This window comes from Herbidospora sp. RD11066, assembly GCF_054661255.1.
In genome coordinates this window covers 214,788-238,589 of the sequence record NZ_BAAGDO010000007.1, presented here as the reverse complement: position 1 = coordinate 238,589, position 23,802 = coordinate 214,788, and the positions used below count along the sequence as shown (strand labels likewise).

21 protein-coding genes are annotated in these 23,802 nt (G+C 70.0%); 8 read left to right on the top strand and 13 right to left on the bottom strand.

All coding sequences use genetic code 11. The annotated features are described in order from the left end of the window. Positions 1-105 precede the first annotated feature (105 nt). Positions 106-2,004 (top strand): ABC transporter ATP-binding protein, encoded by a 1,899-nt coding sequence (locus ACYQ78_RS26300; protein ID WP_459803580.1) that lies wholly within the window; start codon positions 106-108, stop codon positions 2,002-2,004. On the opposite strand, the gene ACYQ78_RS26295 is transcribed toward ACYQ78_RS26300, so the two are convergent. The 3 genes from ACYQ78_RS26295 to ACYQ78_RS26285 form a co-directional block, all read right to left on the bottom strand. Continuing rightward, positions 2,001-3,446, bottom strand: coding sequence for a peptidoglycan D,D-transpeptidase FtsI family protein (locus ACYQ78_RS26295; RefSeq protein WP_459803579.1), 1,446 nt, complete (start codon positions 3,444-3,446; stop codon positions 2,001-2,003). The genes ACYQ78_RS26300 and ACYQ78_RS26295 overlap by 4 nt on opposite strands. A 74-nt stretch (positions 3,447-3,520) precedes the next feature. Further along, on the bottom strand, positions 3,521-3,898 hold the full coding sequence (locus ACYQ78_RS26290) for a MerR family transcriptional regulator (RefSeq protein WP_459803578.1): 378 nt from the start codon (positions 3,896-3,898) through the stop codon (positions 3,521-3,523). 39 nt (positions 3,899-3,937) lie between these two features. Beyond that, positions 3,938-4,570, bottom strand: a complete 633-nt coding sequence (locus tag ACYQ78_RS26285) for a TetR family transcriptional regulator (RefSeq protein ID WP_459803577.1) — start codon at positions 4,568-4,570, stop codon at positions 3,938-3,940. Positions 4,571-4,644: 74 nt separating this feature from the next. Between ACYQ78_RS26285 and ACYQ78_RS26280 the strand changes: the two genes are divergently transcribed. Beyond that, the gene (locus tag ACYQ78_RS26280) at positions 4,645-5,895 is read left to right on the top strand and encodes a GH1 family beta-glucosidase (protein WP_459803576.1); all 1,251 of its coding nucleotides are present in this window, start codon (positions 4,645-4,647) and stop codon (positions 5,893-5,895) included. Here ACYQ78_RS26280 and ACYQ78_RS26275 read toward each other — a convergent pair. After that, positions 5,877-6,755 (bottom strand): coiled-coil domain-containing protein, encoded by an 879-nt coding sequence (locus ACYQ78_RS26275; RefSeq protein ID WP_459803575.1) that lies wholly within the window; start codon positions 6,753-6,755, stop codon positions 5,877-5,879. The genes ACYQ78_RS26280 and ACYQ78_RS26275 overlap by 19 nt on opposite strands. Positions 6,756-6,963: 208 nt before the next feature. Here ACYQ78_RS26275 and ACYQ78_RS26270 point away from each other — a divergent pair, with 208 nt between their 5' ends. After that, on the top strand, positions 6,964-8,400 hold the full coding sequence (locus ACYQ78_RS26270) for an aldehyde dehydrogenase (RefSeq protein WP_459803574.1): 1,437 nt from the start codon (positions 6,964-6,966) through the stop codon (positions 8,398-8,400). Positions 8,401-8,460: 60 nt separating this feature from the next. On the opposite strand, the gene ACYQ78_RS26265 is transcribed toward ACYQ78_RS26270, so the two are convergent. Beyond that, entirely contained in the window at positions 8,461-9,216 is a 756-nt protein-coding gene (locus tag ACYQ78_RS26265) for an alpha/beta hydrolase (RefSeq protein ID WP_459803573.1), read from the bottom strand. Positions 9,217-9,385: 169 nt separating this feature from the next. Between ACYQ78_RS26265 and typA the strand changes: the two genes are divergently transcribed. After that, positions 9,386-11,239: a translational GTPase TypA gene (gene typA, locus ACYQ78_RS26260; RefSeq protein ID WP_459803572.1), complete on the top strand. Its 1,854-nt coding sequence runs from the start codon at positions 9,386-9,388 to the stop codon at positions 11,237-11,239. Between the two features lie 93 nt (positions 11,240-11,332). Beyond that, positions 11,333-11,959 (top strand): superoxide dismutase family protein, encoded by a 627-nt coding sequence (locus tag ACYQ78_RS26255; protein WP_459803571.1) that lies wholly within the window; start codon positions 11,333-11,335, stop codon positions 11,957-11,959. A gap of 137 nt (positions 11,960-12,096) precedes the next feature. On the opposite strand, the gene ACYQ78_RS26250 is transcribed toward ACYQ78_RS26255, so the two are convergent. The 3 genes from ACYQ78_RS26250 to ACYQ78_RS26240 all read right to left on the bottom strand — a co-directional run bounded on the left by ACYQ78_RS26250 (position 12,097) and on the right by ACYQ78_RS26240 (position 13,837). Further along, positions 12,097-12,720, bottom strand: a complete 624-nt coding sequence (locus tag ACYQ78_RS26250) for a DUF2461 domain-containing protein (protein ID WP_459803570.1) — start codon at positions 12,718-12,720, stop codon at positions 12,097-12,099. 9 nt (positions 12,721-12,729) lie between these two features. Then, a complete protein-coding gene (locus ACYQ78_RS26245; protein ID WP_459803569.1) occupies positions 12,730-13,461 on the bottom strand; it encodes a polysaccharide deacetylase family protein in 732 nt (243 codons plus the stop codon). A 70-nt stretch (positions 13,462-13,531) separates the two neighbouring features. Further along, positions 13,532-13,837 carry a hypothetical protein gene (locus ACYQ78_RS26240; protein ID WP_459803568.1) on the bottom strand — a complete coding sequence of 102 codons (306 nt, stop codon included), beginning with the start codon at positions 13,835-13,837 and terminating at the stop codon, positions 13,532-13,534. 83 nt (positions 13,838-13,920) lie between these two features. Between ACYQ78_RS26240 and ACYQ78_RS26235 the strand changes: the two genes are divergently transcribed. Continuing rightward, a complete protein-coding gene (locus ACYQ78_RS26235; RefSeq protein ID WP_459803567.1) occupies positions 13,921-14,970 on the top strand; it encodes an anti-sigma factor RsbA family regulatory protein in 1,050 nt (349 codons plus the stop codon). On the opposite strand, the gene ACYQ78_RS26230 is transcribed toward ACYQ78_RS26235, so the two are convergent. The 3 genes from ACYQ78_RS26230 to ACYQ78_RS26220 all read right to left on the bottom strand — a co-directional run bounded on the left by ACYQ78_RS26230 (position 14,967) and on the right by ACYQ78_RS26220 (position 16,893). Beyond that, a complete protein-coding gene (locus ACYQ78_RS26230) occupies positions 14,967-15,407 on the bottom strand; it encodes a hypothetical protein (RefSeq protein WP_459803566.1) in 441 nt (146 codons plus the stop codon). The genes ACYQ78_RS26235 and ACYQ78_RS26230 overlap by 4 nt on opposite strands. A 75-nt stretch (positions 15,408-15,482) precedes the next feature. Then, positions 15,483-16,250, bottom strand: coding sequence for a hypothetical protein (locus tag ACYQ78_RS26225; protein WP_459803565.1), 768 nt, complete (start codon positions 16,248-16,250; stop codon positions 15,483-15,485). Positions 16,251-16,305: 55 nt separating this feature from the next. After that, complete coding sequence (locus tag ACYQ78_RS26220; RefSeq protein ID WP_066362918.1) at positions 16,306-16,893, bottom strand: sigma-70 family RNA polymerase sigma factor; 588 nt, start codon at positions 16,891-16,893, stop codon at positions 16,306-16,308. 228 nt (positions 16,894-17,121) lie between these two features. On the opposite strand from ACYQ78_RS26220, the gene ACYQ78_RS26215 reads away from it, so the two are divergent. Continuing rightward, positions 17,122-18,192, top strand: a complete 1,071-nt coding sequence (locus ACYQ78_RS26215; RefSeq protein WP_459803564.1) for a PLP-dependent cysteine synthase family protein — start codon at positions 17,122-17,124, stop codon at positions 18,190-18,192. Positions 18,193-18,211: 19 nt separating this feature from the next. Further along, positions 18,212-18,700, top strand: a complete 489-nt coding sequence (locus tag ACYQ78_RS26210) for a DUF6461 domain-containing protein (protein WP_459803563.1) — start codon at positions 18,212-18,214, stop codon at positions 18,698-18,700. 158 nt (positions 18,701-18,858) lie between these two features. On the opposite strand, the gene ftsY is transcribed toward ACYQ78_RS26210, so the two are convergent. Both ftsY and smc read right to left on the bottom strand, forming a co-directional pair. Next, positions 18,859-20,019 (bottom strand): signal recognition particle-docking protein FtsY, encoded by a 1,161-nt coding sequence (gene ftsY, locus ACYQ78_RS26205; protein WP_459803562.1) that lies wholly within the window; start codon positions 20,017-20,019, stop codon positions 18,859-18,861. Between the two features lie 66 nt (positions 20,020-20,085). Further along, entirely contained in the window at positions 20,086-23,775 is a 3,690-nt protein-coding gene (smc, locus tag ACYQ78_RS26200) for a chromosome segregation protein SMC (RefSeq protein ID WP_459803561.1), read from the bottom strand. Between the last annotated feature and the right edge of the window lie 27 nt (positions 23,776-23,802).

Genomic DNA, 23,802 nt, shown 5'->3' with positions numbered 1-23,802 from the left:
ACAGGAAGTGTCGCACCAATTCCGGAACGTGCCCAGATCGTATTCCGGTTTGGCCCCGGAGATCACCGGTGCCGCTTTGTCGGTGGGCGGGCGCACACTGACGGAATGACCGTCACCATCGACAGGGACGACCCGTCAGAAAGCGATGACCTACCGGACTTCTCCGATCTGACCACCAGCGAGTGGCACACGCACAACGACCTGATGAGCAGCGTGGGCTTCTTCACCGTCGCCCGCCGCCTGCCCGCCCTCATCAATCAGGCGTTCCGCATGGCCTGGGAGGCCAGTCCCCGCGACACCGTCGCCACCATCACCCTGAACCTGCTGAGCGGCGTGTTCACCGCGTTCGGCCTGCTGGCCACCACGGGGGTGCTGGAGGCGCTGTTCGCCGCCGGCCCGACCCCCGAGCGGGTCCGGGACGCGCTGCCCGCCCTGCTGGTCGTCGCGGGCGCGGCCGTGATGCGCTCGCTGCTCTCGGCGGGCGCCGGATGGGCCCAGTCGCGGCTCCAGCCCCAGGTGCTCCGCATCGCCGAGGAACGCCTCTACGGGCTGACCTCCAGCGTCGACCTCGCCCGGTTCGACGACCCCGACTTCCACGACACGCTCCAGCGGGCCCGCTCGCGCGGGGTCAACTCCTCCGACGAGGTGGTCGGCTCGGCCATCGACGTGCTCACGGCGTCGATCAGCCTGATCGCGGCCGGTGGTGTGCTGGGCGTGCTCCACCCGGTCCTGCTGCCGCTGCTGGTGCTGGCGGTGCTGCCCGACGCGTGGGCGACCGTGCGGGCCGCGCGCATGCGCTACACCACGCTGCTGTCGCTGCTGCCGACCTTCCGCCGCAAGTGGATCGTCAGCGAGCTGCTGGCCGACCGCGACACCGCCGCCGAGGTGCGCTCGTTCACAATGCGCGGCTTCCTGCTGCGCGTCTACGACATGGTGGCCCGCAAGGAGCAGGACGTCATGGTCGACCTGGCCCGCCGCCAGACCACGGCCCGGCTGATCGGCGAGGCGCTCGGCGGCCTGGGCACCGGGCTCGTCTTCCTCGCCCTCGGCCTGCTGCTGGCGGGCGGCTCGGTCCCGCTCGCCGTCGCGGGCACGGCGGTGCTGGCCGTCCGCACCGGCCAGGGCGCTCTCCAGCGCCTTCTCTACTCCGTCAATCGCAGCTACGAGAACGGCCTCTACTTCACCGACTTCATCGACTTCTGCACCACCACCGAACGGGCGCCGGTCATGGCGGGCTCGGGAGCTCCGCCCGACGGCTTCGCCCGCATCACGGCCGAGAACGTCGTCTTCAGCTACCCGGGCAAGGACACCCCGGCGCTGAAGGGCGTCTCGATCCACATCGACCAGGGCGAGGTGGTCGCCCTGGTCGGCGAGAACGGCTCCGGCAAGACCACCCTGGCCAAGATCCTCGCGGGCCTCTACGAACCCCAGTCAGGCCGCGTGTCCTGGGACGACACCGACCTGGCCACCGTCGACGCCCATGCCCTACGCGGCCGCATCGCGGTCATCGCGCAAGACCACACCCGCTGGCCCCTGTCCGCCCGCCACAACATCACGATGGGCCTGAACAAGGGCGAACCGGCCGTGGTGAGGGCCGCCGGGGTCGCCGGGGCCGACGAGGTCATCGACGAACTCCCCCACGGCTACCGCACCCTCCTCGACCGGCGGTTCAAAGACGGCCAGGAGCTCTCGGGCGGCCAGTGGCAGCGCATCGCGGTGGCGAGAGGCTTCTACCGCGACGCCCCGCTCCTGATCTGCGACGAACCGACAGCAGCCCTCGACGCGAGAGCGGAACACGCCCTGTTCGACCGCATCCGCGCCCACGCCGACGGACGAACGGTCCTGCTCATCACCCACCGCCTCGCCAGCGTCCGCTACGCCGACCGCGTCTACGTGCTGGACCACGGCCTGGTCGTCGAGGAGGGCACCCACGACGAACTGATCGACCGCCAGGGCATCTACGCCGACCTCTACGGACTACAAGCGAGCGCCTACCAGGCCTAGAGCAGAGCGCGCATGACCGCGCGGGCGATGGGGGCCGCGACCTGACCGCCGAAGCCGCCGTGTTCGACCAGTACGCCGACGGCCACGACCGGGTCGTCGGCGGGGGCGAAGGCGGTGAAGATGGCGTGGTCGGAACCCTCGTTCTCGGCCGTGCCGGTCTTGGCGGCGACCTTCACGCCCGGGATCGCGGCGGCGGTGCCGGTGCCGCCGGGGCCGGTGACGGCGACCATCATCTCGGTCAGCCGGTCGGCCACGGCCATCGGCATCGTGTCGCGGTATTCGTCGGGGTCGGTCGAGCGGACGATCGTGCCGTCGCGCAGCCGCACCTCGTCGACCAGGTAGGGGCGCATCAGCGAGCCCCCGTTGGCCACCGCCGCCGAGATCATCGCGATGCTCAGCGGGGTGGCGCGGTCGTCATATTGGCCGATGGCGCTCATCGCGGTCTGGGCGCGGTCGAGGCCCGACGGGTAGACGCTCTCGGCCACCGCCAGGGGCACCTTGAGGGCCGCGTCGCCGAAGCCGAAGGCGCCGGCCCAGCGGCTCAGCTTCTCCTCGCCGAGTTCGAGGCCGAGGTCGGCGAAGGCGGTGTTGCACGACAGCACGAAGGCGTCCAGGAGCGCGGGGGTGCCGTCGCCGCAGGCCTCGCCGCCGGAGTTGCGCAGCCACGTCTGGGTGCCGGGCAGCTTCATGCGGGCGGGGGCGCGTACCTCGGTCTCGGGGTCGTAGTCGCCGGAGGCCAGCGCCGCCGCGGCGGTGATCACCTTGAAGGTCGAGCCGGGCGGGTAGTTCTCGCCGATCGCGCGGTTCAGCAGCGGCCGCGCGGGGTCGCGCTGGAGTTTCCTGTCGTACGCCGTCAGTTCGTCCACGTCGAAGGTGGCGAAGCCGTTGGGGTCGAAGGAGGGCAGCGAGACCATGGCGAGGATCGCGCCCGTGCGCGGGTCGAGGGCGACCACGGCGCCGCGCTTGCCCGTGGCGGCCAGACCGTCGTAGGCGGCCTTCTGGGCCCGCGAGTCGAGCGTCAGCGTGACGGTGGCGCCCCGGTCGATGTCCTTGAGGAGCGCGCGGACGCGTACACGAGGATCTTCACCGGTCAGGGAGCCGTCTTCGGCGCCCTCGATGCCGGTCGTGCGGTAGAGCGAGGCGTAGCCGGTGGCGGGCGCGTAGAGGGCGCCCTGGGGGTAGACGCGGCGGTAGGCGAAGCGCTGGTCGGTGACGCGTTCGCTGGCCGCGACCACGGTGCCGTCGCGCAGCCGCACCTCGCCCCGGGGTTCGTCGAACCGCAGGATCATGGTCCGGTTGTTGCGTGGATCGGCCATCAGTTCTTCGTACCGGAACCCCTGAACCCAGGTGACGTTGCCGAGCAGGGCGAACAGCATCACCCCTGACACCGCCGCGACGCCGCGCAGCGGCACGTTCATGCGCCTGGCGCGCGGACCCGCCATACCGCCCCCTCCTCCGGACTCCGGTCTAACAGCCGGACCGGAAAGAGGGGGCTCCCGATGGGTAAAGCGGGGAACTAGATCGCTTCGGGGATGGCGAGCACGTCCTTGTAGTACTGGACCTTGCGCTGGATGGCGCCCTGCTTGTGGCGCAGGTCGGCGACCTGCTCCTCGACCTGGTGGTCGTGCGCCTCCAGCAGGCGGATGCGCTCGGGGATGGTGTGGTCGCCCTGCCGGGTGAGCTCGGCGAACCGCAGCATCTCGGCGATGGGCATGCCGGTGTCGCGCAGGCAGCGGATCATGCCGAGCCAGCCGACGTCGCCGTCGGTGAACCGGCGCTGACCTGCCGCGTTGCGGCCGACGTTGCCGAGCAGCCCGATCCGTTCGTAGTACCTGAGCGTGTCGAGGCTGAACCCCGTCTCCTCGACGACCTGTCCGGGTGTGTAAACGGCCATGGATCGCATCATCACACCTGGAGTCGGCTCCAGGTCAAGCTAGCCGAGGTGGTCGGACAGGTAGCGGCGCACCAACCGCTTGCACTCGGCGATCAGGTCGGGGTCGCCGTCGGGGCAGGCCCGGAAGGCCAGTTTGAGCACGGCGTCGGCGGCCTCGACGGCCACCACGAACGCGCGCGCCTGCTCTTCTCCGGCGGGCACGCCGATCAGGTTGATCAGTAACCCGCGCAGCCGGTCGGCGACGACGAGGTTGTCCTCGAGCGCCTCGTCGAGCATCCGCGAGGTGCCCGGCGCGGCCAGCGCGACGCCGAAGTCGAAGACGCTGAAGCCGGGCGTCGAGCGCTTCATCCAGACGAACTCGTCGATGACGAGGTCGGTGGCCTCGGTCCATTCGGAGATGCGGGTCGCCGCGAGGGTGGCGGTGATCCGGGCCAGGAACGCGTCGAGGTTGCGGAACGCCAGCGCCCGGACGAGCCCCTGCTTGTCGGGGAAGAACTGGTAGAAGGTGCCGATGGGGACCTCGGCCCGGCGGGCGACCTCTTTGGTGGTCAGGCCCTCGTAGCCCACCTCGTCGAGCAGCCGGGCGCACTCGTCGAGCATGCGCTCCACCCTCTCGGCGCTCCTGCGCTGGGCGGGTTTGCGGCGCAGGGTTCCGGTGGCGGTGTTTGTCATGAACCCATTTTCTCCCGGTTCGATTGCCAACGAGTTAACCTGAGTCGCACTCGCGTTCTAGGGGGGATCCGCCGATGTTCCTGTGGGGTGCGGCGACGGCCGCGTACCAGATCGAAGGCGCCCTTTCCGACGACGGCCGGGGGCCGTCGATCTGGGACTCCTTCGGCCCCATCCGCGATGGTCACACGGCGGAGGTCGCCTGCGACAGCTATCACCGCTGGGCCGACGACGTCGCGCTGCTCGCGGACCTCGGCGTGAACGCCTACCGGTTCTCGGTCGCCTGGACCAGGATCCAGCCCGAGGGTGTCGGCCCGGCGAACACGAAGGGTCTCGACCATTACGAGCGGCTCGTCGACGCGCTGCTCGCGGCCGGGATCACACCCGCGCTGACGCTCTTCCACTGGGACCTGCCCGCGGCGCTGCCCGGCTGGCTCGACCGGGACACCGCGTATCGCTTCGCCGACTACGCCGCCCTGGTCGCCGGTCGGCTGGCCGACCGCGTGGGCCCGTGGATCACGCTGAACGAGCCGTTCGTGCACACCGTCTACGGCCACGCGCTGGGCGTCCACGCCCCCGGACAGGCGCTGTTCCTGGATGCCCTGCCCGCCGCGCACCACCAACTCCTCGGCCACGGCCTGGCCGTCGACGCGCTGCGCGCGGCGGGCGCGGAGACCGTCCTCATCACCAACAACCTGACCCCCGTGTGGCCGGCCTCCGACTCCCCCGAGGACCTGGCGGCGGCCGACGCCTACGACACCCTGCACAACCGGATGTTCAACGACCCGGTCTTCCTCGGGAAGTATCCGGATCTCTCCATGTACGGACTGGAGGAGATGCCCGGCCTTCGCGACGGCGACCTGGCGGTCATCGGCCGCCCGATCGACGGCCTGGGCGTCAACTACTACAACCCGACCCGCATCTCCGCCCCCGAGTCCCCCGAGCTGCCCTTCACCGACGCGGGCGTCGAGGGCCACCCCCTGACCGCCTTCGGCTGGCCCGTCGTCCCCGACGGCCTGCGCGAGCTCCTCACCGGGTTGCACGGGCGCTACGGCGTCCCTCTCTACGTCACCGAGAACGGCTGCTCGTACGACGGCCTCGACGACCAGGAGCGCATCGCCTACCTCGACGGGCACATCACGGCCGCCCTGGAGGCCGACGCCGACGTGCGGGGCTACTTCGTGTGGTCGCTGCTCGACAACTTCGAGTGGGCCGAGGGCTACCACCAGCGGTTCGGACTGGTGCACGTCGACTTCGAGACCGGCGTGCGCACGCCGAAGGCGTCGTATCGCTGGTTCAGGGAGCGGATTCAGAGCACCGACACGTGAACGTGGTCGTAGTGGTTGGCGGTGGCGCCGCCACGGTCGGCCATCATCTTGCCCGGCGCGCCGGTGCGGATGTCGTAGTACTTCTGCTGCCAGATCACGTACATGATGCCGAGCGCGCGCCCGTTGGTGAGGCACCACTGGAGCAGGGCGTCGCCGCGGGCCTTGTTGTCGCCCGCGGCTGAGCTGCCGCCGCCCGACATCATGAAGTCGCAGGCGCGGCCCTTGCCGTGTTCACCGAAGTCGCCGGGGCGCAGGCACCCCACGCCGTAGGGCATCGGGAACTGGGCCTGGATCGCGGCGCGGATGCTGACCATGCGGGCGGTCAGGCCGTCGGGCGAACCGGGGGTCTGGAAGCCGAACTTGGCCAGCAGCTTCTCGACGTCCTTCTGCTTCGACTTCAGCTCCTTGATGTCCTTCTCGAGCTGGTCGAGCTTCAGGTCGGCCTCTTTGGCGGCCAGCTTCTGCTTGTCGATGAGGCGCTTGACGTTGCCGAGCCGCTCGACCTTCTCGGTCGACAGGTAGGCGAGGGTGGCGGCGCTGGCGGGGTCGCTCGACATCGCGAAGAGGCTGACCGTCTCCAGGCCGCCGCCCATGTAGGAGGTCTGGGCGAACTGCACGGCCCGGCGCTGGGCCGCCGTCAGGTCTCGCTTGAGCTTCTTGACCTTCGACTCGGCCTTCTCGGCGTCCTTGCGGGTGTCGTCGAGGGTGGCGATCTCGCCGCGATAGGCCTTGGCCAGGTCGGCGGCCTGTTTGGTGAGCTTGTTGAGCTTGGCCTGCCGGTCGGGTTCGGCCGCCGTGGGCGACACGCTCAGACCGAGCAGGAGACCGGAGACGAGGACGGCCGCGAGTGATCGCCGCATGTGTCCCTCCCTCTCCCAGTCGGACCGAAACTATAGAAGACGATCTTGATGGTCGCCACCGGAACCAGGGAACCCATGCGCCTTTGGCGAAGATTCCCACATTTTGTATGGGACGAGATGATGCGCCGGGACTGTCCCATCCTTGCCAAGCCCTCACAGAACATGATTCGGTCGGGTGCGACCGGCATACCTAATGGAGGCGGATCCCATGATCCAGCACGACACGCTCTTCATCGGCGGCGACTGGGTTTCCCCGGCGGGGACCGGCACGATCGACGTGGTCTCCCCGCACACCGAGGAGATCGTCGGCCGGGTTCCCGAGGGCACCCCCGCCGACCTCGACCGGGCCGTCGACGCCGCGCGCCGGGCCTTCGACCACGGCCCCTGGCCCCGCCTGACCATGGCGGAGCGGGCCGAGGTCCTGGGCCGCCTGGCCGGGCTCTACGCGGCCCGCGCCGCCGAACTCGCCGAGCTGATCACCCTGGAGATGGGCTCGCCCATCACCTTCTCCCACTTCGGCCAGGTCGGCCCGCCGACCGGCGTCCTCCAGTGGTACGCCGAACTCGGTAAGACCTTCCAGGTCGAGGAGCAGCGGCCGGGCATGTTCGGCGCGGTCACCGTCCGCCGGGAGCCGGTGGGCGTGGTGGCGGCCGTGGTGCCGTGGAACGTCCCGCAGTTCGTGATCATGACCAAGCTGGCCCCGGCGCTGCTCGCGGGCTGCACGGTCGTGGTCAAGCCCGCCCCCGAGACCCCGCTCGACAGCTACATCCTGGCCGAGGTGATCCGCGAGGCCGGGATCCCCGAGGGCGTCGTCAACATCGTCGCGGCCGGACGCGAGGCCGGCGAGCACCTGATCTCCCACCCCGGCGTCGACAAGGTCGCCTTCACCGGCTCGACGGCGGCCGGGCGGCGCATCGCCTCGATCTGCGGCGAGCAGCTCAAGCGGGTCAGCCTGGAGCTCGGCGGCAAGTCGGCCGCCATCATCCTCGACGACTGCGACCTGCCCTCGGCCATGGGCATGTTCTCGATCGCCTCGCTGCTCAACAGCGGCCAGGCGTGCGTGGCGCAGACCCGGATCCTGGCCAGCCGCAGCCGCTACGACGAGGTCGTGCAGGCGGTCGCCGAGATGGCCGCGGGCCAGAAGGTCGGCGACCCGGCCGACCCGGCCACCGGCATCGGCCCGATGGTGGCCAAGCGCCAGCAGGAACGGGTCGAGGGCTACATCCGCATCGGCTTGGAAGAGGGCGCCAAGGCCGTCGTCGGCGGCCTCGACCGCCCCCACGACCGGGGCTGGTACGTCGCCCCGACCGTCTTCGCCGGCGCCACCAACGACATGCGGATCGCCCGCGAGGAGATCTTCGGCCCGGTCCTCACCGTCATCCCCTACGACGACGAGGCCGACGCCGTCCGCATCGCCAACGACAGCGACTACGGCCTGTCCGGAAGCGTCTGGACGGCCGACGTCGACCACGGCATGGACATCGCCCGGCAGGTCCGCACCGGCACCTACGGCGTCAACATGATGAACCCGCTGGAGAGCGGCACCCCGTTCGGCGGCTTCAAGGCCAGCGGCATCGGCCGCGAACTCGGCCCGGAGGGACTGGCGGGCTACCTGGAGTACAAGAGCATCGCCCGGCTGGGTTAGCCGGAGGCCACCGGGAGGGTGCCCATCGCGCCCCCGCGACGCTGGGCCCCTCCCGCACTTTCATGTAGACGACGCCTGAGCCGATTTGGTTCGGACGAAAATCCAGTCTTCGATCCGCCGGATCAGATGGGCGCTCGCGGCGGCCTCGGCATGCCCGAAACCCGGCTCGACCCAGAGCTCCTTCGGCTCGTTCGCGCACGCGTAGAGCTGCTCGGCGTGCTCCAGCGGGAAGAAGGCGTCGCTGTCCCCGTGGACGACCAGCAGCGGCGCGGGGGTGATGAGCGGCACGGCCTCGTAGGGCGCCAGCGGGATCGGGTCCCAGGTGCCCACTTTGATCCGGGTACGTTTGCCCACTTTCGCGGCCAGCCGCCCCAGCGGGTGTTCGATCGCCCAGTGGACCGTCCGCATCGGCCGGGTGCCCCGGTAGTACCACCGTGCGGGCCCGCTCACCGAGACGACGGCGTCGACGCCCCGGTTGAGCGCGGCGTGTCTGACGGCCACCGCCGCGCCCATCGAGAACCCCACGGTCGCGACCTTCGAATAGTGGGCGCGCGCATGGCGTACGGCCGCATCGAGATCGAGGACCTCCAGGTCACCGACGGTGCTGAGCCCCGAAGAACGGCCGTGCCCCCGGAAGTCGAACGCGATCACCCCGGCGCGCCGCGCGAACGCGGCGGCGATGCGCCGGTTGGCCGGGGAACGCCAGGTTCCGGTGAATCCGTGGGCCAGCACGATCCCGAGATCGCCGTCGCCGGGCAGGTGCGCCGCGTCGATCCGGACACCGTCGGGAGTACGCAACATGGCCCCATAGATCATGGGCGCAACATTACGGCGTTGTGAATTGTCACCCTCTTGCGGGCGGCAGGCTCGGAGCGGTAATGGCGATCAACTAAACTTGGAACGCCGTGCCATGGCGCGGCCGAACGCGTCTCCCGATCGGGAGCGAGACGCGGCACCGCCCCGACAACCAGAGCGAGACTCAACTATGCCTATGAACAGCCGCGACGACCTGCGGAACCTCGCGATCATCGCGCACGTCGACCATGGCAAGACGACGCTCGTCGACGCCATGCTGTGGCAGTCCGGGGCGTTCCGCGCCAACCAGGACGTCGACGACCGCGTCATGGACTCCAACGACCTCGAGCGCGAGAAGGGCATCACCATTCTCGCGAAGAACACCGCCGTCAAGCACGGCGGCCGGACGCTCAACATCATCGACACCCCCGGCCACGCCGACTTCGGCGGTGAGGTCGAGCGCGGCCTGTCGATGGTCGACGGCGTGGTCCTGCTGGTCGACGCCTCCGAGGGCCCGCTGCCCCAGACGCGTTTCGTGCTGCGCAAGGCGTTCGCCGCCAAGATGCCGGTCATCCTCTGCATCAACAAGGTCGACCGCCCCGACGCCCGCATCAAGGAGGTCGTCGACGAGGTCTACGAGCTCTTCATGGACCTCGACGCGACCGAGGAGCAGATCGACTTCCCGATCGTCTACGCCTCCGCCAAGGCCGGCCGCGCCTCGCTGAACCGCCCGGCCGACGGCGGCATGCCCGACGAGGAGAACCTCGAGCCGCTGTTCGAGACGATCTACAAGACGATCCCGGCCCCGGTCTACGACCCGACCGCGCCGCTCCAGGCCCACGTCACCAACCTCGACGCCTCCAGCTACCTGGGCCGCATCGCGCTGTGCCGCATCCACCAGGGTGAGATCAAGAAGGGCCAGCAGGTGGCCTGGTGTCGCACCGACGGCTCCATCCAGAAGGTGAAGATCACCGAGCTGCTGATGACCGACGCGCTGGAGCGCAAGCCGGCCGACTCGGCGGGCCCCGGCGACATCATCGCGATCGCCGGCATCCCCGACATCATGATCGGCGAGACCCTGGCCGACCCCGAAGACCCGCGCCCGCTGCCGCTGATCACGGTCGACGAGCCCGCGATCTCGATGACCATCGGCACCAACACCTCGCCGATGGTCGGCCGGGTCAAGGGCAGCAAGGTCACCGCGCGCATGGTGAAAGACCGGCTCGACAAGGAGCTCGTCGGCAACGTGTCGCTGCGCATCCTGCCGACCGAGCGTCCCGACGCGTGGGAGGTCCAGGGCCGTGGCGAGCTCGCGCTGGCCATCCTGGTCGAGCAGATGCGCCGCGAGGGCTACGAGCTGACCGTCGGCAAGCCCCAGGTGGTCACCAAGGAGATCGACGGCAAGCGTCACGAGCCCGTCGAGCGCCTGACCGTCGACTGCCCCGAGGAGTACCTCGGCGCCGTTACGCAGCTCCTGGCCGTCCGCAAGGGCCGCATGGAGCACATGACCAACCACGGCACCGGCTGGATCCGCATGGAGTTCATCGTGCCGGCCCGCGGCCTGATCGGCTTCCGCACCGAGTTCCTCACCGAGACCCGCGGCACCGGCCTGGTCCACCACGTGTTCGAGGCCTACGAGCCCTGGTTCGGCGAGCTGCGCACCCGCAACAACGGCTCCCTGGTCGCCGACCGCTCGGGCCCGGTCACCGCGTTCGCGATGACCAACCTCCAGGAGCGCGGCATCCTGTTCGTCAGCCCCACCACCGAGGTGTACGAAGGCATGATCGTCGGCGAGAACTCGCGCTCCGACGACATGGACGTCAACATCACCAAGGAGAAGAAGCTCACCAACATGCGGTCGTCGACCGCCGACGTCACCGAGACGTTGATCCCCCCGCGCCAGCTCTCCCTGGAGCAGGCGCTGGAGTTCATCCGCGACGACGAGTGCGTCGAGATCACCCCCGAGTCGGTGCGCATCCGCAAGGTCGTGCTCGACGCCTCCACGCGTGGCCGCACCGCCGCGCGGGCCAAGCGCTCCAACTGAGATAACGGCGCCGCTTCGGCCTTTCTCCGTGCGAGCCTCCCACTCTCTGTGCTTGCCTAGTCACGCAGAGTTGAGATTGAGGGGGAGGCTCGCATGCCGGGCAAGGTTCATCTCGCGCTCGCCGGGGCGCTGCTCACGGGGGTCGGCGTCATCGGGGCCACCACGGTCGCCGAAGCCGGCCCGTGGGCCAGAGGCCGCTCGATCGCGCTCCACGACGCCGCAGGAACCCGCGTCGGCACCGTGGTGGTGCAGCGCAGGGGCGTCACCAAAGTGAGGATCGGCGTCCAGGTCAGGGGCCTGGCGCCGGGCTTCCACGGGTTCCACGTGCATTCGGTCGGGGTCTGCGACCCCAAGTCGGTCGACCCGACGACCGGTCAGATCGCCGCGTTCCTGTCGGCCGGCGGCCACCTCGACATCGCCAAGGCCGCCGCCGAGCCCGACACGACCGTCTTGCCAGTGGCGATCACGCCGAAGAACCACGGCGACCACGCGGGCGACCTGCCGCCGCTGCTGGCCGGAGAAGACGGCGTGGCCGCCGCGTCGTTCACGACCGACCGGTTCAAGATCAGCAAGCTCACCGACGCCGACGGCGCCGCCTTCGTCGTGCACGCCATGCCCGACAACCTCGCCCACGTGCCCGACCGCTACGGCGCGGCCGACGCGGCCACCCTGCGCACCGGCGACGCGGGCGGACGGGTGGCCTGCGGCGTCCTCCGTTAAGTGATTCACTGATTGAACTGCAAGTCAGTTCCAAGCCCCCGGCGCGATGCTGACAGCATGAGAATCGTCAGCGGGGGAACCTACGCGGCGCTTGCGGGCGCCTGGGCTCTGATAGCCCTACTCGTCATCGTGATCGGCTAGCTCAGCCGCACTCGCAGCCAGTCGACCAGCGGGGTGAGCTCGCGCCACGCGGCGCGGACCCTCTGGGTCACCTCGGCGCTGTGGAACCAGGGATCGGGCTCGAAGCGGTGACCCGCGTAGAGAGTCCGGTGCCGCATCAGCTCGATCCGGGGGTGGTCGGGGGAGACGCCACGGGGGCGCGTCTTCACCCGGTCACCCTCGATCGCGTAACGGCCGGGCAGCCCGGCCACGATCTTCTCCAGCTCGCCGCCGTGGTCGTCGTGGTCGACCGCCTCGCGGAAGCGCTGCGTCATCTCGCCCGACGACCACCAGCCGCCCGCCACGTAGAGCCCGTCGGCGTCGACCTGGACGTAGTAGCCGACCCCGTCGAGCTTGGCCACATAGGCGCCCTGGTGGTCTTTGTACGGCGTCTTGTCCTTCGAGAACCGCACGTCCCGGTAGGGACGGAACACGTGAGGCTCGCCGAACTCGGGCGCCAGCTCGGCCATCAGCTCCTGCATGGGGGCCTTGACCGCGCTGTCGTACCTGTCCTTGTTGGCGGTCCAGTAGGCCTTGCTGTTGTCGGCGATCAGGCCTTCGTAGAACAGCAGGGCCTCGTCGGGGAACCCGGTGAATGCCATTGACCCACTTTATTTGGGCGGCCGGTTGTCGAAGTACTTCCGGCCGGGGGTCATGGGGCCGAAGAGTTCGCTGATGGTGACGTACACGAACCCCTTCTTGTCGAGCGCGTCGAGCAGGCGCGGCACCGACCGGACGGTCGACTCGTGGATGTCGTGCAGCAGGATCACCTCGCCGGGCCTGGCCGAGGCCGACCGCCGGACGATCCGGTCGGGCCGGCGGACCAGCCAGTCCTGCGTGTCGACGCTCCAGATGATCTGGGCCAGCCCGTGGACCTTGCTGACCTCGGCCACCATCTTGCTGGTGGCGCCGTAGGGCGGGCGCATCGTGCGCATGCGCACCCCGGCCGTCTCGCGCACGACCTTCTGGGTTCGGGCCAGCTGCCGGTCGACGCCGTGGCGGGTCAGGCCCGACAGCATCGCGTGGTCCCACGAGTGGTTGCCCAGCTCGTGGCCCTCGGCGACCATGCGCTTCAGCAGCGGCGCCGACTTGGGCGTGACCAGCTTGCCGAGCACGTAGAAGGTCGCCTTGGCCTGGTGGCGGGCCAGATGGTTGAGCACCTTGTCGGTCTCGGCGCCGGGCCCGTCGTCGAAGGTCAGCGCGACACACTTGGCCTTCGCGCAGTCGACGTGGCGGCGCGGCGGGAACGGGAGCCGGGGGAAGTCGGGCTGGGCGAGCGTCAGCCGGCGGTTCAGCAACTCGGGGTCGGGGGTGTCGGCGTGGACCGGCGGCGTGTTCACCATGACACACACCGTGACCGCCACAAGCCGCAGGAATGCCCGCATATTTCGTCCCCCCAGACGTCGAAGGGGGTTATGGATGGTCGTCCACGGCTTCCCCCCGGAGAACCTCGTTCTGGTCCTCCCACCAGGGCGGCACTTCCTTGATCAGACCGGCATGCCGCCGGGCGACCCGGACGGCGCACCCACGCGGATCATCCCCCGGGTGACGACATCGGGACGCACCTTCCCACCAGCGGAAATAGCCATCCCGATAGACCACCACCAAGCTGATCCACACACAGAGCGTAGCGTCGTCACCCAGCTCGTAGGCGCCGTTCACGCCGAGTTCGATCAAGTCCGAATGCAGTTTTTGAATAGCTGCGCGGGACTCACTCACCGGGGCAACCTCCAGGACGAGACACGCACATTGGTGGATGTACCCAAATTTGGGACACCGCGCTTCAACGGCACGGAGTAATCATGGGACTCCATCCCGTCATCGCGCAGCAGAATTCATCGCAAGGTGGCCCGAGGCGTGAAGTTCCCGCTGTATTCGGTTTATTGTCGCTTCCTGACGCATTGTCACGACGCGGGACGCTTGTTACGTTCATCCCCGTGCAGGCCGAACGGGGAAGTCGCGGTGCGGTGGCCTTCACGCACCTTGCTGTGCCATATGGGACGAGTGAGGAATACCTCCGGCTGGTACTCCCGGCCCTCATCGACGGGCTGCGGCGGGGCGACCGCATCCTGTACGTGGCCCCGGAGGAGAACCTCGACCTGATCCGGGCCCACCTGGGCCCCGACGCGTCCCGCATCCGCTCCATCAGAAGCCAGGACTGGTACGGCCATCCGGCCCGCGTCCTGGCCGAATACTTCGACTACGCGCGCAGGGGCGGCCCGTCCCTGCTGGTCGGCGAGCCGGTGTGGCGCTCGGCCCGCGACGCGGCCGAATGGGCCAGGGTGGAGGCGATCGTCAACATCGTCTGCGCCCAGCTCAAGGGCGCCGCGCTGTGCGTCTACCGGCGTCCGGCCGAGGAGGCACTGCGCACCCATCCGCGCTTCCTCGACACCGCCGGGGAGCACCGCAGCGCGGGGTACGTCCCGCCGCAGCGGATGAACTGGGAGCCCCCGCCCTTCTCGGTCCCGCCGGAGAGCGCGCGGGTGATGGAGTTCGACCTGGAGACCGTCCGGCACATGCGCTCGTTCGTCCGCAGCACCGCCACCGAGGCGGGCCTCGACGACGACGCGGCCGGGTCCCTGGTCCTGGCCGCCGCCGAGATCGCCGCGAACGCGGTCGAACACGGCGCCGGGCACGGCAAGGTGACGATGTGGACGACCGGAACCGACGTCGTCTGCGAGATCACCAACCCCGACGGGGGCGGCATCGAGGTCGAGTTCCCGGGTTACATCCCGCCGGAGCAGGAGTCCCTGCGGGGTTACGGCCTCTGGATCAGCCGCCAGCTGTGCGACCTGATGGAGGTCCAGACCTCGGGCCGGGAGTCGCGGATCCGGCTGCACATGGCCGTCTAGTACTCCACGTAGACGAGCCCGGGTTCCAGCCAGGACATCTCGGTCTCGGTGTAGTCGTTCCCCGCCGGTTCAGGGCCGCATTCCGGGTATTCGCACTCGTATGCGGGCGCCTTCGGAATCGCGGTCTGATCGAAGACGGCGTACACGAACCACTGCCCCAGAGCGGCCACGACGACGATCAGCACCCCCGCGACCGCCCAGCGCGGCACCGGCTTCCGGGGCCGCGGCGGCACCCGCTCGCCCCGCAAGCGGGCGAAATCCTCCTCGGTGGGCCGCCCGAGCACCGGGACGGGAGGCCACGGGGCCGGTTCGTCAGCCATTTCCCGGACGACGACCGGCTCCGGTTTCCGCCGCGCGAAATAGACCACAGCGGCCACCACAATTGCGGTGGTGGCCGAAATCAGAACCAACGCCCGAGGCGTGACGAATCGCCGCACGCCCGGCAGGTTATACCGGTCGGCGATCTTCAAAAGCCATTTTCTGGACGAATAAAGCCCGCCAAATCACGCCATTCAGTAGATGCGGTCAGGCCAATGCGGGTCTTCGTAACGGGCCGGCTCCGGAAGACCGAGCAGCCGAACTCGATGAAGCAGTTCCTCGGAGGCACCGGCCGCCCGGAGTCGGTCAGACGCATGCCGCAGCAGCCATTCGGTCAGCTCCACGCGCCCTTCTCCCCAGGTCTCGACCCGGTACCAGCTCATGTCCCCGTTGTAGGTCTCCCACGGGAACAGGTCTCCCAGCAGGTGGTACTCCCACCGCGTCACCGCCTCGACCAGGTGCCGGTCGGCCACGGAATGGGTGTGCGCCTCCCAAACCCGCAGCCACGGGGTGAACGTGGCGGTCGCCTCGACGCAGAGAGCGAACACCTCAGAGGCCGGCACCGCCGGATCGGGGTCGGTGAGGGTGTGGTCCCACCAGGCGTACAGGAACTCCTCGACCGCGGAGAACTCCGCGGGCGGCCATTCCCGCCAGCTACCACGGTTGAGGGATCGCCCGACCTCCTCCAGGCCGGACCACGGCTCGACCAGGCCGAGGACGAGACATCGGGTGAGCTGGGGAAGCACCCGCCGCAGCACTGCGGCGTGGTCGGTCCAGTCGCCCGGCTTCCAGGCGCCGCCCAGACGGTGGAGGGGCAGCTCCACGTCGGGCGTTTTCAGCATCGCGAGATCTTCCGCGTCGCCCCAGTGGCAATCGCAGTTCGCCTCATCGGGCCGGGCGGTCATGCCGCGAAAGGTCGAGGCCACACGATCGAGCGCGGCGTCGAGGCGGTCAGGGTTCATCGGGGGCCTTACGAGGACTCCGGCGGCACGCGCCGGCCGAAGATGAAGACTTTACCTAAGCCGCCACGGCCTCGCGCACGACGCCCTCCTCGCGGGCGTACCCCTCCAGCATCCCCCGGAGCTGGCGCCGCCCCCGGTGCAGGCGCGACATCACCGTCCCGATGGGGGTGCCCATGCGGTCGGCGATCTCCTTGTAGGCGAACCCCTCGACGTCGGCGAGGTAGACGGCCACCCGGAACTCCTCGGGCAGCGAGCGCAGGGCGTTCATCACGACGTTGTCGGGCAGCGAGTCGAGCGCCTCGTTCTCGGCCGAGCGCAGGCCGGTGGAGGTGTGCGACTCGGCGGCGGCGAGCTGCCAGTCTTCGATCTCCTCGGCGGCCGACAGTTTCGGCGAACGCTGCTTCTTGCGGTAGTCGTTGATGAAGTTGTTGGTGAGGATCCGGTGCAGCCAGGCCTTGAGGTTGGTGCCCTCGCGGAACTGGTGGTAGGAGGTGAACGCCTTGGTCACCGTCTCCTGCACGAGGTCTTCGGCGTCGGCCGGGTTGCGGGTGAGTCGCATGGCGGACGCGTAGAGCTGGCTGGTCACCGGCACGACGTCGCGCTCGAACCAGGCCTGACGCTGCTCGTCGGTCATCGAGATCATGTCATCCCCCCTGCTGAACTCTCCCCCGATTACCCGTCCGTTGGTGCGTCATGCGGGTTCGGTGGATCCCGTCGCAATAGTCTCAACCGGCCCGTAAGTCGGGCGTTAGGCGGTGGATCAGCGAGCGTGGCCTCGGTCACACGCAAGCCGGACAGGTCTCATTAGCGTAACACTGAACCCCCTATTCGTCGTAAAATGTGTCAAAGCACACTCACTAGAGTGGGCCACATGAAACACGTGGACCGGCACGACCCGGCGACGCGGACCTGGGTCAACGACGCCATCCGCGCCGTCGAGGCCGACGCGAACCGCAGTTGCGACACCCATCTCCACGTCTTTCCTCTCCCGCCCTCGTGGGGCGTGGATCTCTACCTGAAAGACGAGTCGGTGCACCCGACCGGTTCACTCAAACACCGGCTGGCCCGATCTCTCTTCCTCTACGGCCTGGCCAACGGCTGGATCGGCCCGGCCACGACGATCATCGAAGCCTCCTCGGGATCGACGGCGGTCAGCGAGGCGTACTTCGCCAGGCTCCTGGGTCTGCCCTTCATCGCGGTGATCCCAGCCACGACTTCTCCCGAGAAACGGGAGATCATCGAGTTCTACGGCGGCAAGTGCCACCTGGTCGACGATCCGGGGAAGATCTACGAAGAGTCCACCCGCCTGGCCCTGGAGACCGGCGGCCACTACATGGACCAGTTCACCTACGCCGAACGCGCCACCGACTGGCGCGGCAACAACAACATCGCCGAGAGCATCTACGAGCAGATGGCGATGGAGCGCTTCCCCGAACCGGCCTGGATCGTCGTGGGCGCCGGCACCGGCGGCACCTCGGCCACGATCGGCCGCTACATCCGCTACCGCCGCCACTCGACGCGGCTGTGCGTCGCCGACCCCGAGGGCTCGGCCTTCTACCCCTCGTGGGTGACGGGCGGCTCCCACGCGGGAACCCCGTCGAGGATCGAGGGCATCGGCCGCCCCCGCGTCGAACCGTCGTTCCTCCCGATGATCATCGACCGGATGACCTCGGTCCCCGACGCGACCTCGATCGCCGCGATGCGCTGGGTCAACGAGGTCACCCACCACCAGGTCGGCGCGTCCACGGGCACCAGCGTGGCGGCGGCCATGGAGATCATCCGTGAGATGCGCAGCCACGGCGTCCGGGGCAGCGTCGTGACGCTGATCTGCGACAGCTCCAGCCGCTACAAGGGAACCTACGAGAAGGACTCGTGGCTGAAGAAGAACGGCATCGACATCACCCCGGCCCTGGAGGAGTTCCGGGCCTTCTTCCGCCGCTGACTCCTGCCATGATCGCCCAATGAGGAAGGCGACCGCCCGCACCTACACGTGGCTCTCCCGCGACTCCACCGACGGCGCCGGCGACACCTGGCTGGAGGTCGCGTTCGTCCGGGGCCTGTCCCCCGACGAGGCGCTGGCCCGGCTGGCCCCCGAGAAGGAGATCTACGCCGCCCCGGCCGAGGGCGGCACGGTGGTGTTCTTCGGCGAACTCAGCGAACACCCCGACCGCGCGACCGCCTTCTTGTCGGCGGGAACCTCGGCGGCGCTGGTCCTGATCACGACCCACGACGACTACTTCGCCTACTACGAAGACGGCCGGTTGATCACCAGGTTCGGCCTGTTCGCCTATAACCTCCGCGAGGGCGTCGCCCCCGACCTCCTCGGCCCCGAGGTCGAAGACCTGCGCCTCCACCTCACGGGCGAGTCGATCGACTTCCCGGAAGACCACGTGGCCCGAGCCCTCGCACTGGCCGACCGCGCGACGGGGGTCCGGCTCCCACGCGGCTGAAAAGCCTCCTTTTCCGTTACGGCTCCGCCCACCCCGGCACCGCCCTCCGCCCCCGCCCAGCGCCGTATCCGGCGCCCGGCGGCCGCTCCCGCACCGGTCGCGCAACGAGCGACGCCCGGCCTTCCGATGGGAAAAGACCGGGCGTCGAGCGAGTGGATCTACGCGTCGCCGAGCAACGCGTCCACGAACACCTCGGGGTCGAACGGCGCCAGGTCGTCGGGCCCCTCACCGAGACCGACCAGCTTCACCGGCACCCCCAGCTCCCGCTGGACCGAGATCACGATGCCGCCCTTGGCCGTGCCGTCGAGCTTGGTCAGCGCGATGCCGGTGATGTTCACGACCTCGCCGAACACCTGCGCCTGCCGCATGCCGTTCTGCCCGGTCGTCGCGTCGAGCACGAGCAGCACCTCGTCGACCTGGGCCTTCTTCTCGATGACCCGCTTGACCTTGCCCAGTTCGTCCATGAGACCGGTCTTGGTGTGCAACCGCCCGGCGGTGTCGACGATCACCACGTCGGCCTTGTCGGCGATCCCCCGAGCCACCGCGTCGAACGCCACGGAGGCCGGGTCACCGGCCTCGGGCCCCCGGACCACCGGAGCCCCCACCCGATCGCCCCACGTCTGAAGCTGGTCGGCCGCAGCGGCACGGAACGTGTCGGCCGCACCGAGCACGACGCTCTTGCCGTCGCCGATCAGCGAACGGGCCAGCTTGCCGGTCGTGGTCGTCTTCCCGGTCCCGTTGACCCCGACGACGAGAAGAACGGCCGGGCGCTCGCCGGGAGCGGAGGTGTGGAGGGTCCGGTCGAGACCGGGGTCGATCTGGGTGAGCAGCTCGGCCCGGAGCAGCGCGCGAACCTCGGTGGGGGTACGGCTCCCGAGCACCTTCACCTTGGTCTTCAGGTCTTCGACCATGGCCCGGGTCGGCGCCACGCCGACGTCGGCGGTGATCAGGATCTCCTCGATCTCGTCCCAGACCTCGTCGTCGAGCCGGTCGCGCGACAGCAGCTCCAGCAGCCCCCGCCCCAGCGTCGTCTGCGACCGCGCCAACCGAGCCCGCAGCCGGACCATCCGCCCGGCGGACGGCGGCGGCACCTCGACCTCGGGCGCCTTGACCAGCTCTTCAGCCGGCGGAGCCGGAGGCGCGAGCGTCTCGACGGCCCCCGCCTCTTCCTCCTCGACGGGCGGCGCGGGAGCCTGCGGCGTCGGGGCCGGAGGCGGCGGCAGGGTCTTCGACCGAGGCCTGACGAGCAGGGCGGTCGTGCCTACGCCCAGCAGAAGAACGACGACGATGATCGCGATGATGCCGATGTACCCATCCACAAAACCTCAGTCTTGCAGAGCTGTGTCTATTGCCGCGCCTCCGGCACGGCGGGCCTGCCGCGATCGTCAGGCGTGTTCGCGGAGGCGCTGGCTGACGACCTGGGTGACGCCATCGCCGCGCATGGACACGCCGTAGAGCGCGTCGGCGATCTCCATCGTGCGCTTCTGGTGGGTGATGACGATGAGCTGGGAGTTCTGCCGCAGCTCCTCGAACAGGGTCAGCAGGCGCTGGGTGTTGGTGTCGTCGAGGGCGGCCTCGACCTCGTCCATCACGTAGAAGGGCGACGGGCGGGCCTTGAAGATGGCGACGAGGAAGGCCACGGCGGTCAGGGACCGCTCGCCGCCCGACAGCAGCGACAAGCGCTTGACCTTCTTGCCCGGCGGGCGGGCCTCGACCTCGACGCCGGTGGTCAGCATGTCGGTCGGGTCGGTCAGCAGCAGGCGGCCCTCACCGCCCGGGAAGACCCGCTCGAAGATCTCGGAGAACTCGCGCTGGACGTCTTCGTACGCCGCCGAGAACACCTGCTCGACCCGGTCGTCGACCTCCTTCACGACCAGGAGCAGGTCGCGGCGGGTCTTCTTCAGGTCTTCCAGCTGCGAGGTGAGGAACGTGTGGCGCTCCTCCAGGGCGGAGAACTCCTCCAGGGCCAGCGGGTTGACCTTGCCGAGCTGCTGCATCTGCTTGTCGGCGATCCGGGCCCGCTTCTCCTGCTCCTCGCGCACATAGGGCACGGGCGGATCTCCGGGCACGAGCGCCTTCGGGCCGTATTCGGCCGACAGCGCCTCGAGTTCGACGCCGTATTCCTCGATGGCGCGCTCTTCGAGCTGTTCGAGCCGCAGGCGCTGCTCGGTGCGGGCCATCTCGCTGCCATGGGCGCGGTTGACCAGCTTGTCGAGCTCCGACCCGAGTTCCCGCACCCGCACCCGGACGGTCTTCAGCTCGCCGTCGATCGCCTCCCGGGCGACCGTGAGCTCGTCGCGCTCGGCGGCGGCCCGCATGATCGAGGTCTCCAGCGAGATCAGCGCGACCCGGGCGGCCACGACCACGCTCGCGGCGACGACGGCCTGGCGGCGGCGTCTGGCCCGCTGGGCGGCGGCCTGGGCGCGGTCGTCGCGTTCGCGCTGGGCGGCGCGCATGAGGCTGTCGGCCCGGCCGGCGATGCCGCGCACCCGCTCCTCGGCGGTGCGGACCGTGAGGCGTGACTCCATCTCGGCCTGGCGGGTGACGCCGACCGTGGCGGCCAGGCGGTCGCGTTCTTCGGTGGTGGGCTCCGACTCCAGTTCGGCGGCGAACTCGGCCTCGGCGAGGCGTTCCTCCAGCGTGAGGGCCTCTTCGCGGGCCAGTTCGCGGCCCTCTTCGGCGAACTCCACCGACTTCCCGCCGCGTTCGGCCTCGTCGAGGGCGGCCTTGACGTTGGCCTCCAGCCGGGCGAGCTGCTTGGCGGCGTCGGCGAGGCGCTGGTCGGCGGCGCGCTGGCGGCCCCGGGCCCGGTCGAGGGCCGCCTGGGCCTGGTCGAGGGCGGAGCGGGCGGTGTTGACTCCGTTCTGGGTGGCGGCCTGCTGGGCCTGCGCCTCGGCCACGACCCCCTGGGCCGCTTCGAGCGCCTCCTGGGCGGCGGCCTCGGTCTCGTGGGCCTCCTCCAGGGCCAGCCCGGTCTCTTCTCCCCGGGAGAAGGCGAGGTCGAGGTCGCGGGTGGCCTGGTCGAGCGCGGCGCGTACCTGGAGGATCGACCCGCCGCCCGAACCGCCCTGGGCGGTGAACGCCCCCAGGAGGTCGCCGTCGCGGGTGACCGCCCTCAGGTCGGGGCGCGACTCGACGATCTTGCGGGCGGCTTCGAGGTCGGGGGCGACGACCACGCCGTACAGCAGATGATCGAGAGCGGGCCGCAGCGCCGAGGGGACCTCGACCAGATCGGCGGCCCACTCGAACGAACCCGACGGCCTCACCACGACCGGCGCGTCGCCGATCACCAGGGAGGTTCGGCCGGTCTCCTTCGCCCGGAGCAGCTCCAGGGCGTCGAACGCGGCCTCCCCAGATCCCACGGTGACCGACTCGGCCAGCGGTCCGAGCACGGCCGCGATGGCGGTCTCGGCGCCCGCCCGGACGCTCATCACGGCCGCCAGCGGCGCATGACCGCCCTCGGCCAGCAGGGCGGTGCCGTCGGCGCCTCCCGCCAGGCTGAGCTCCAGCGCCTCCCGGCGGGCCTGGAGGGCGGTGACGGCCTTCTGGGCCTCCTGATCGGCCGTACGGGCGCTGGAAACCCCCGACGACGCGGCGGACAGGGCCGCGCGGGGGCCCGCCAGCGCGGCGCGGGCCTCGTCGACGGCGGCCTTGGCCTCTTCGGCGACCTCGCGGGCCGCCTCGACCTGGGCACGGGCGAGCTCGACGCCCTCTTCGGCCACGGCGAGCTCGGCGACGACCTCGGGGTCGGTCGCGGGCTCGGCGGCGGCCTGGGCCTCCAGATCGCCCTGCGCCTGGACGGCACGCTCCTTGGCCTGCGCGACGGCGGCCTCCAGACGGCCGATCTCGTCGTCGGCGGCGCGCACCCGGCCCCGCGCCGAGTCGGCCTGCCCGCGCAGCCGGGCGAGGGCCTCACGGCGGTCGGCGGCGGCACGGGCCGCGATCGACAGCCGCCGCTCCTCACCGGCCAGCCCCTCTTCCGCCTGGACGCGCGCCTCGACGGCCGCCTCCAGCCGCATCTGGGCCTCGTCGAGGGCCTCCTGGAGCACCCGCTCCTTCTCGCGGATCTCGGCGGCCTCGCGCTCGAACTCCTCGGGGTCGCGGCCCCGGCGCTCGATCGCCGCCGCGTCGGTCGCGTGGCGTTCGCGCTCGGCCGCGAGGTTCTCCACCGACCGCAGCCGCTCCCGCAGGGCCGACAGGGCGTAGAAGGTCTCCTGGGCGACCGTCAGCCGCGGCTGGGCCTCGGCGGCGGCGGCTTCGAGCGCGGCCTCGCGCTCCTGCGACTCGGCCAGCTCCCGCTCGACCTGCGAACGCCGGTTCTGGACGGCCGCCTCGTCGGCCGCCTCCCGCTCCAGGGTGTCGCGCAGGGAGACCACGTCGTCGGCGAGCAGCCGCAGACGGGCGTCGCGCAGGTCGGCCTGGATGACGGCGGCCTTGCGGGCGATCTCGGCCTGGCGGCCCAGCGGCTTGAGCTGGCGCCGGAGCTCGGTCGCGAGGTCCTGGACGCGGGTGAGGTTGGCCTGCATCGCGTCGAGCTTGCGGAGCGCCTTCTCCTTGCGCTTGCGGTGCTTGAGGACTCCGGCGGCCTCTTCGATGAACGCCCTGCGCTCCTCGGGACCGGCGTGGAGGACCTGGTCGAGCTGCCCCTGTCCGACGATGACGTGCATCTCCCGGCCGATGCCGGAGTCGGAGAGGAGTTCCTGGATGTCGAGCAGGCGGCAGGTGTCGCCGTTGATGGCGTATTCGCTCTGGCCGGACCGGAACATGAGGCGGCTGATCGTCACCTCGGCGTATTCGATCGGCAGCGCACCGTCGGTGTTGTCGATCGTGAGGGTCACCTCGGCACGGCCGAGGGGCGGGCGCGACGAGGTGCCCGCGAAGATCACGTCTTCCATCTTGCCGCCGCGCAGCGACTTGGCGCTGTGCTCGCCCATGACCCAGGCGAGGGCGTCGACGACGTTGGACTTCCCCGACCCGTTGGGCCCGACCACACAGGTGATCCCGGGCTCGAACTGCAGCTTCGTGGCGGACGCGAAGGACTTGAAGCCGCGCAGGGTGAGGGTCTTCAGGTACACCTCATGTGCCCCTCCCTGCGCCGACAG

Bases quoted from the DNA above. Each gene is read 5' to 3' on its own strand.
- ACYQ78_RS26300 (WP_459803580.1), top strand. From the start codon at position 106: ATGACCGTCACCATCGACAGGGACGACCCGTCAGAAAGCGATGACCTA.
- ACYQ78_RS26295 (WP_459803579.1), bottom strand. From the start codon at position 3,446: ATGGCGGGTCCGCGCGCCAGGCGCATGAACGTGCCGCTGCGCGGCGTC.
- ACYQ78_RS26290 (WP_459803578.1), bottom strand. From the start codon at position 3,898: ATGGCCGTTTACACACCCGGACAGGTCGTCGAGGAGACGGGGTTCAGC.
- ACYQ78_RS26285 (WP_459803577.1), bottom strand. From the start codon at position 4,570: ATGACAAACACCGCCACCGGAACCCTGCGCCGCAAACCCGCCCAGCGC.
- ACYQ78_RS26280 (WP_459803576.1), top strand. From the start codon at position 4,645: ATGTTCCTGTGGGGTGCGGCGACGGCCGCGTACCAGATCGAAGGCGCC.
- ACYQ78_RS26275 (WP_459803575.1), bottom strand. From the start codon at position 6,755: ATGCGGCGATCACTCGCGGCCGTCCTCGTCTCCGGTCTCCTGCTCGGT.
- ACYQ78_RS26270 (WP_459803574.1), top strand. From the start codon at position 6,964: ATGATCCAGCACGACACGCTCTTCATCGGCGGCGACTGGGTTTCCCCG.
- ACYQ78_RS26265 (WP_459803573.1), bottom strand. From the start codon at position 9,216: ATGATCTATGGGGCCATGTTGCGTACTCCCGACGGTGTCCGGATCGAC.
- typA (WP_459803572.1), top strand. From the start codon at position 9,386: ATGCCTATGAACAGCCGCGACGACCTGCGGAACCTCGCGATCATCGCG.
- ACYQ78_RS26255 (WP_459803571.1), top strand. From the start codon at position 11,333: ATGCCGGGCAAGGTTCATCTCGCGCTCGCCGGGGCGCTGCTCACGGGG.
- ACYQ78_RS26250 (WP_459803570.1), bottom strand. From the start codon at position 12,720: ATGGCATTCACCGGGTTCCCCGACGAGGCCCTGCTGTTCTACGAAGGC.
- ACYQ78_RS26245 (WP_459803569.1), bottom strand. From the start codon at position 13,461: ATGGTGAACACGCCGCCGGTCCACGCCGACACCCCCGACCCCGAGTTG.
- ACYQ78_RS26235 (WP_459803567.1), top strand. From the start codon at position 13,921: ATGGGACTCCATCCCGTCATCGCGCAGCAGAATTCATCGCAAGGTGGC.
- ACYQ78_RS26225 (WP_459803565.1), bottom strand. From the start codon at position 16,250: ATGAACCCTGACCGCCTCGACGCCGCGCTCGATCGTGTGGCCTCGACC.
- ACYQ78_RS26220 (WP_066362918.1), bottom strand. From the start codon at position 16,893: ATGATCTCGATGACCGACGAGCAGCGTCAGGCCTGGTTCGAGCGCGAC.
- ACYQ78_RS26215 (WP_459803564.1), top strand. From the start codon at position 17,122: ATGAAACACGTGGACCGGCACGACCCGGCGACGCGGACCTGGGTCAAC.
- ACYQ78_RS26210 (WP_459803563.1), top strand. From the start codon at position 18,212: ATGAGGAAGGCGACCGCCCGCACCTACACGTGGCTCTCCCGCGACTCC.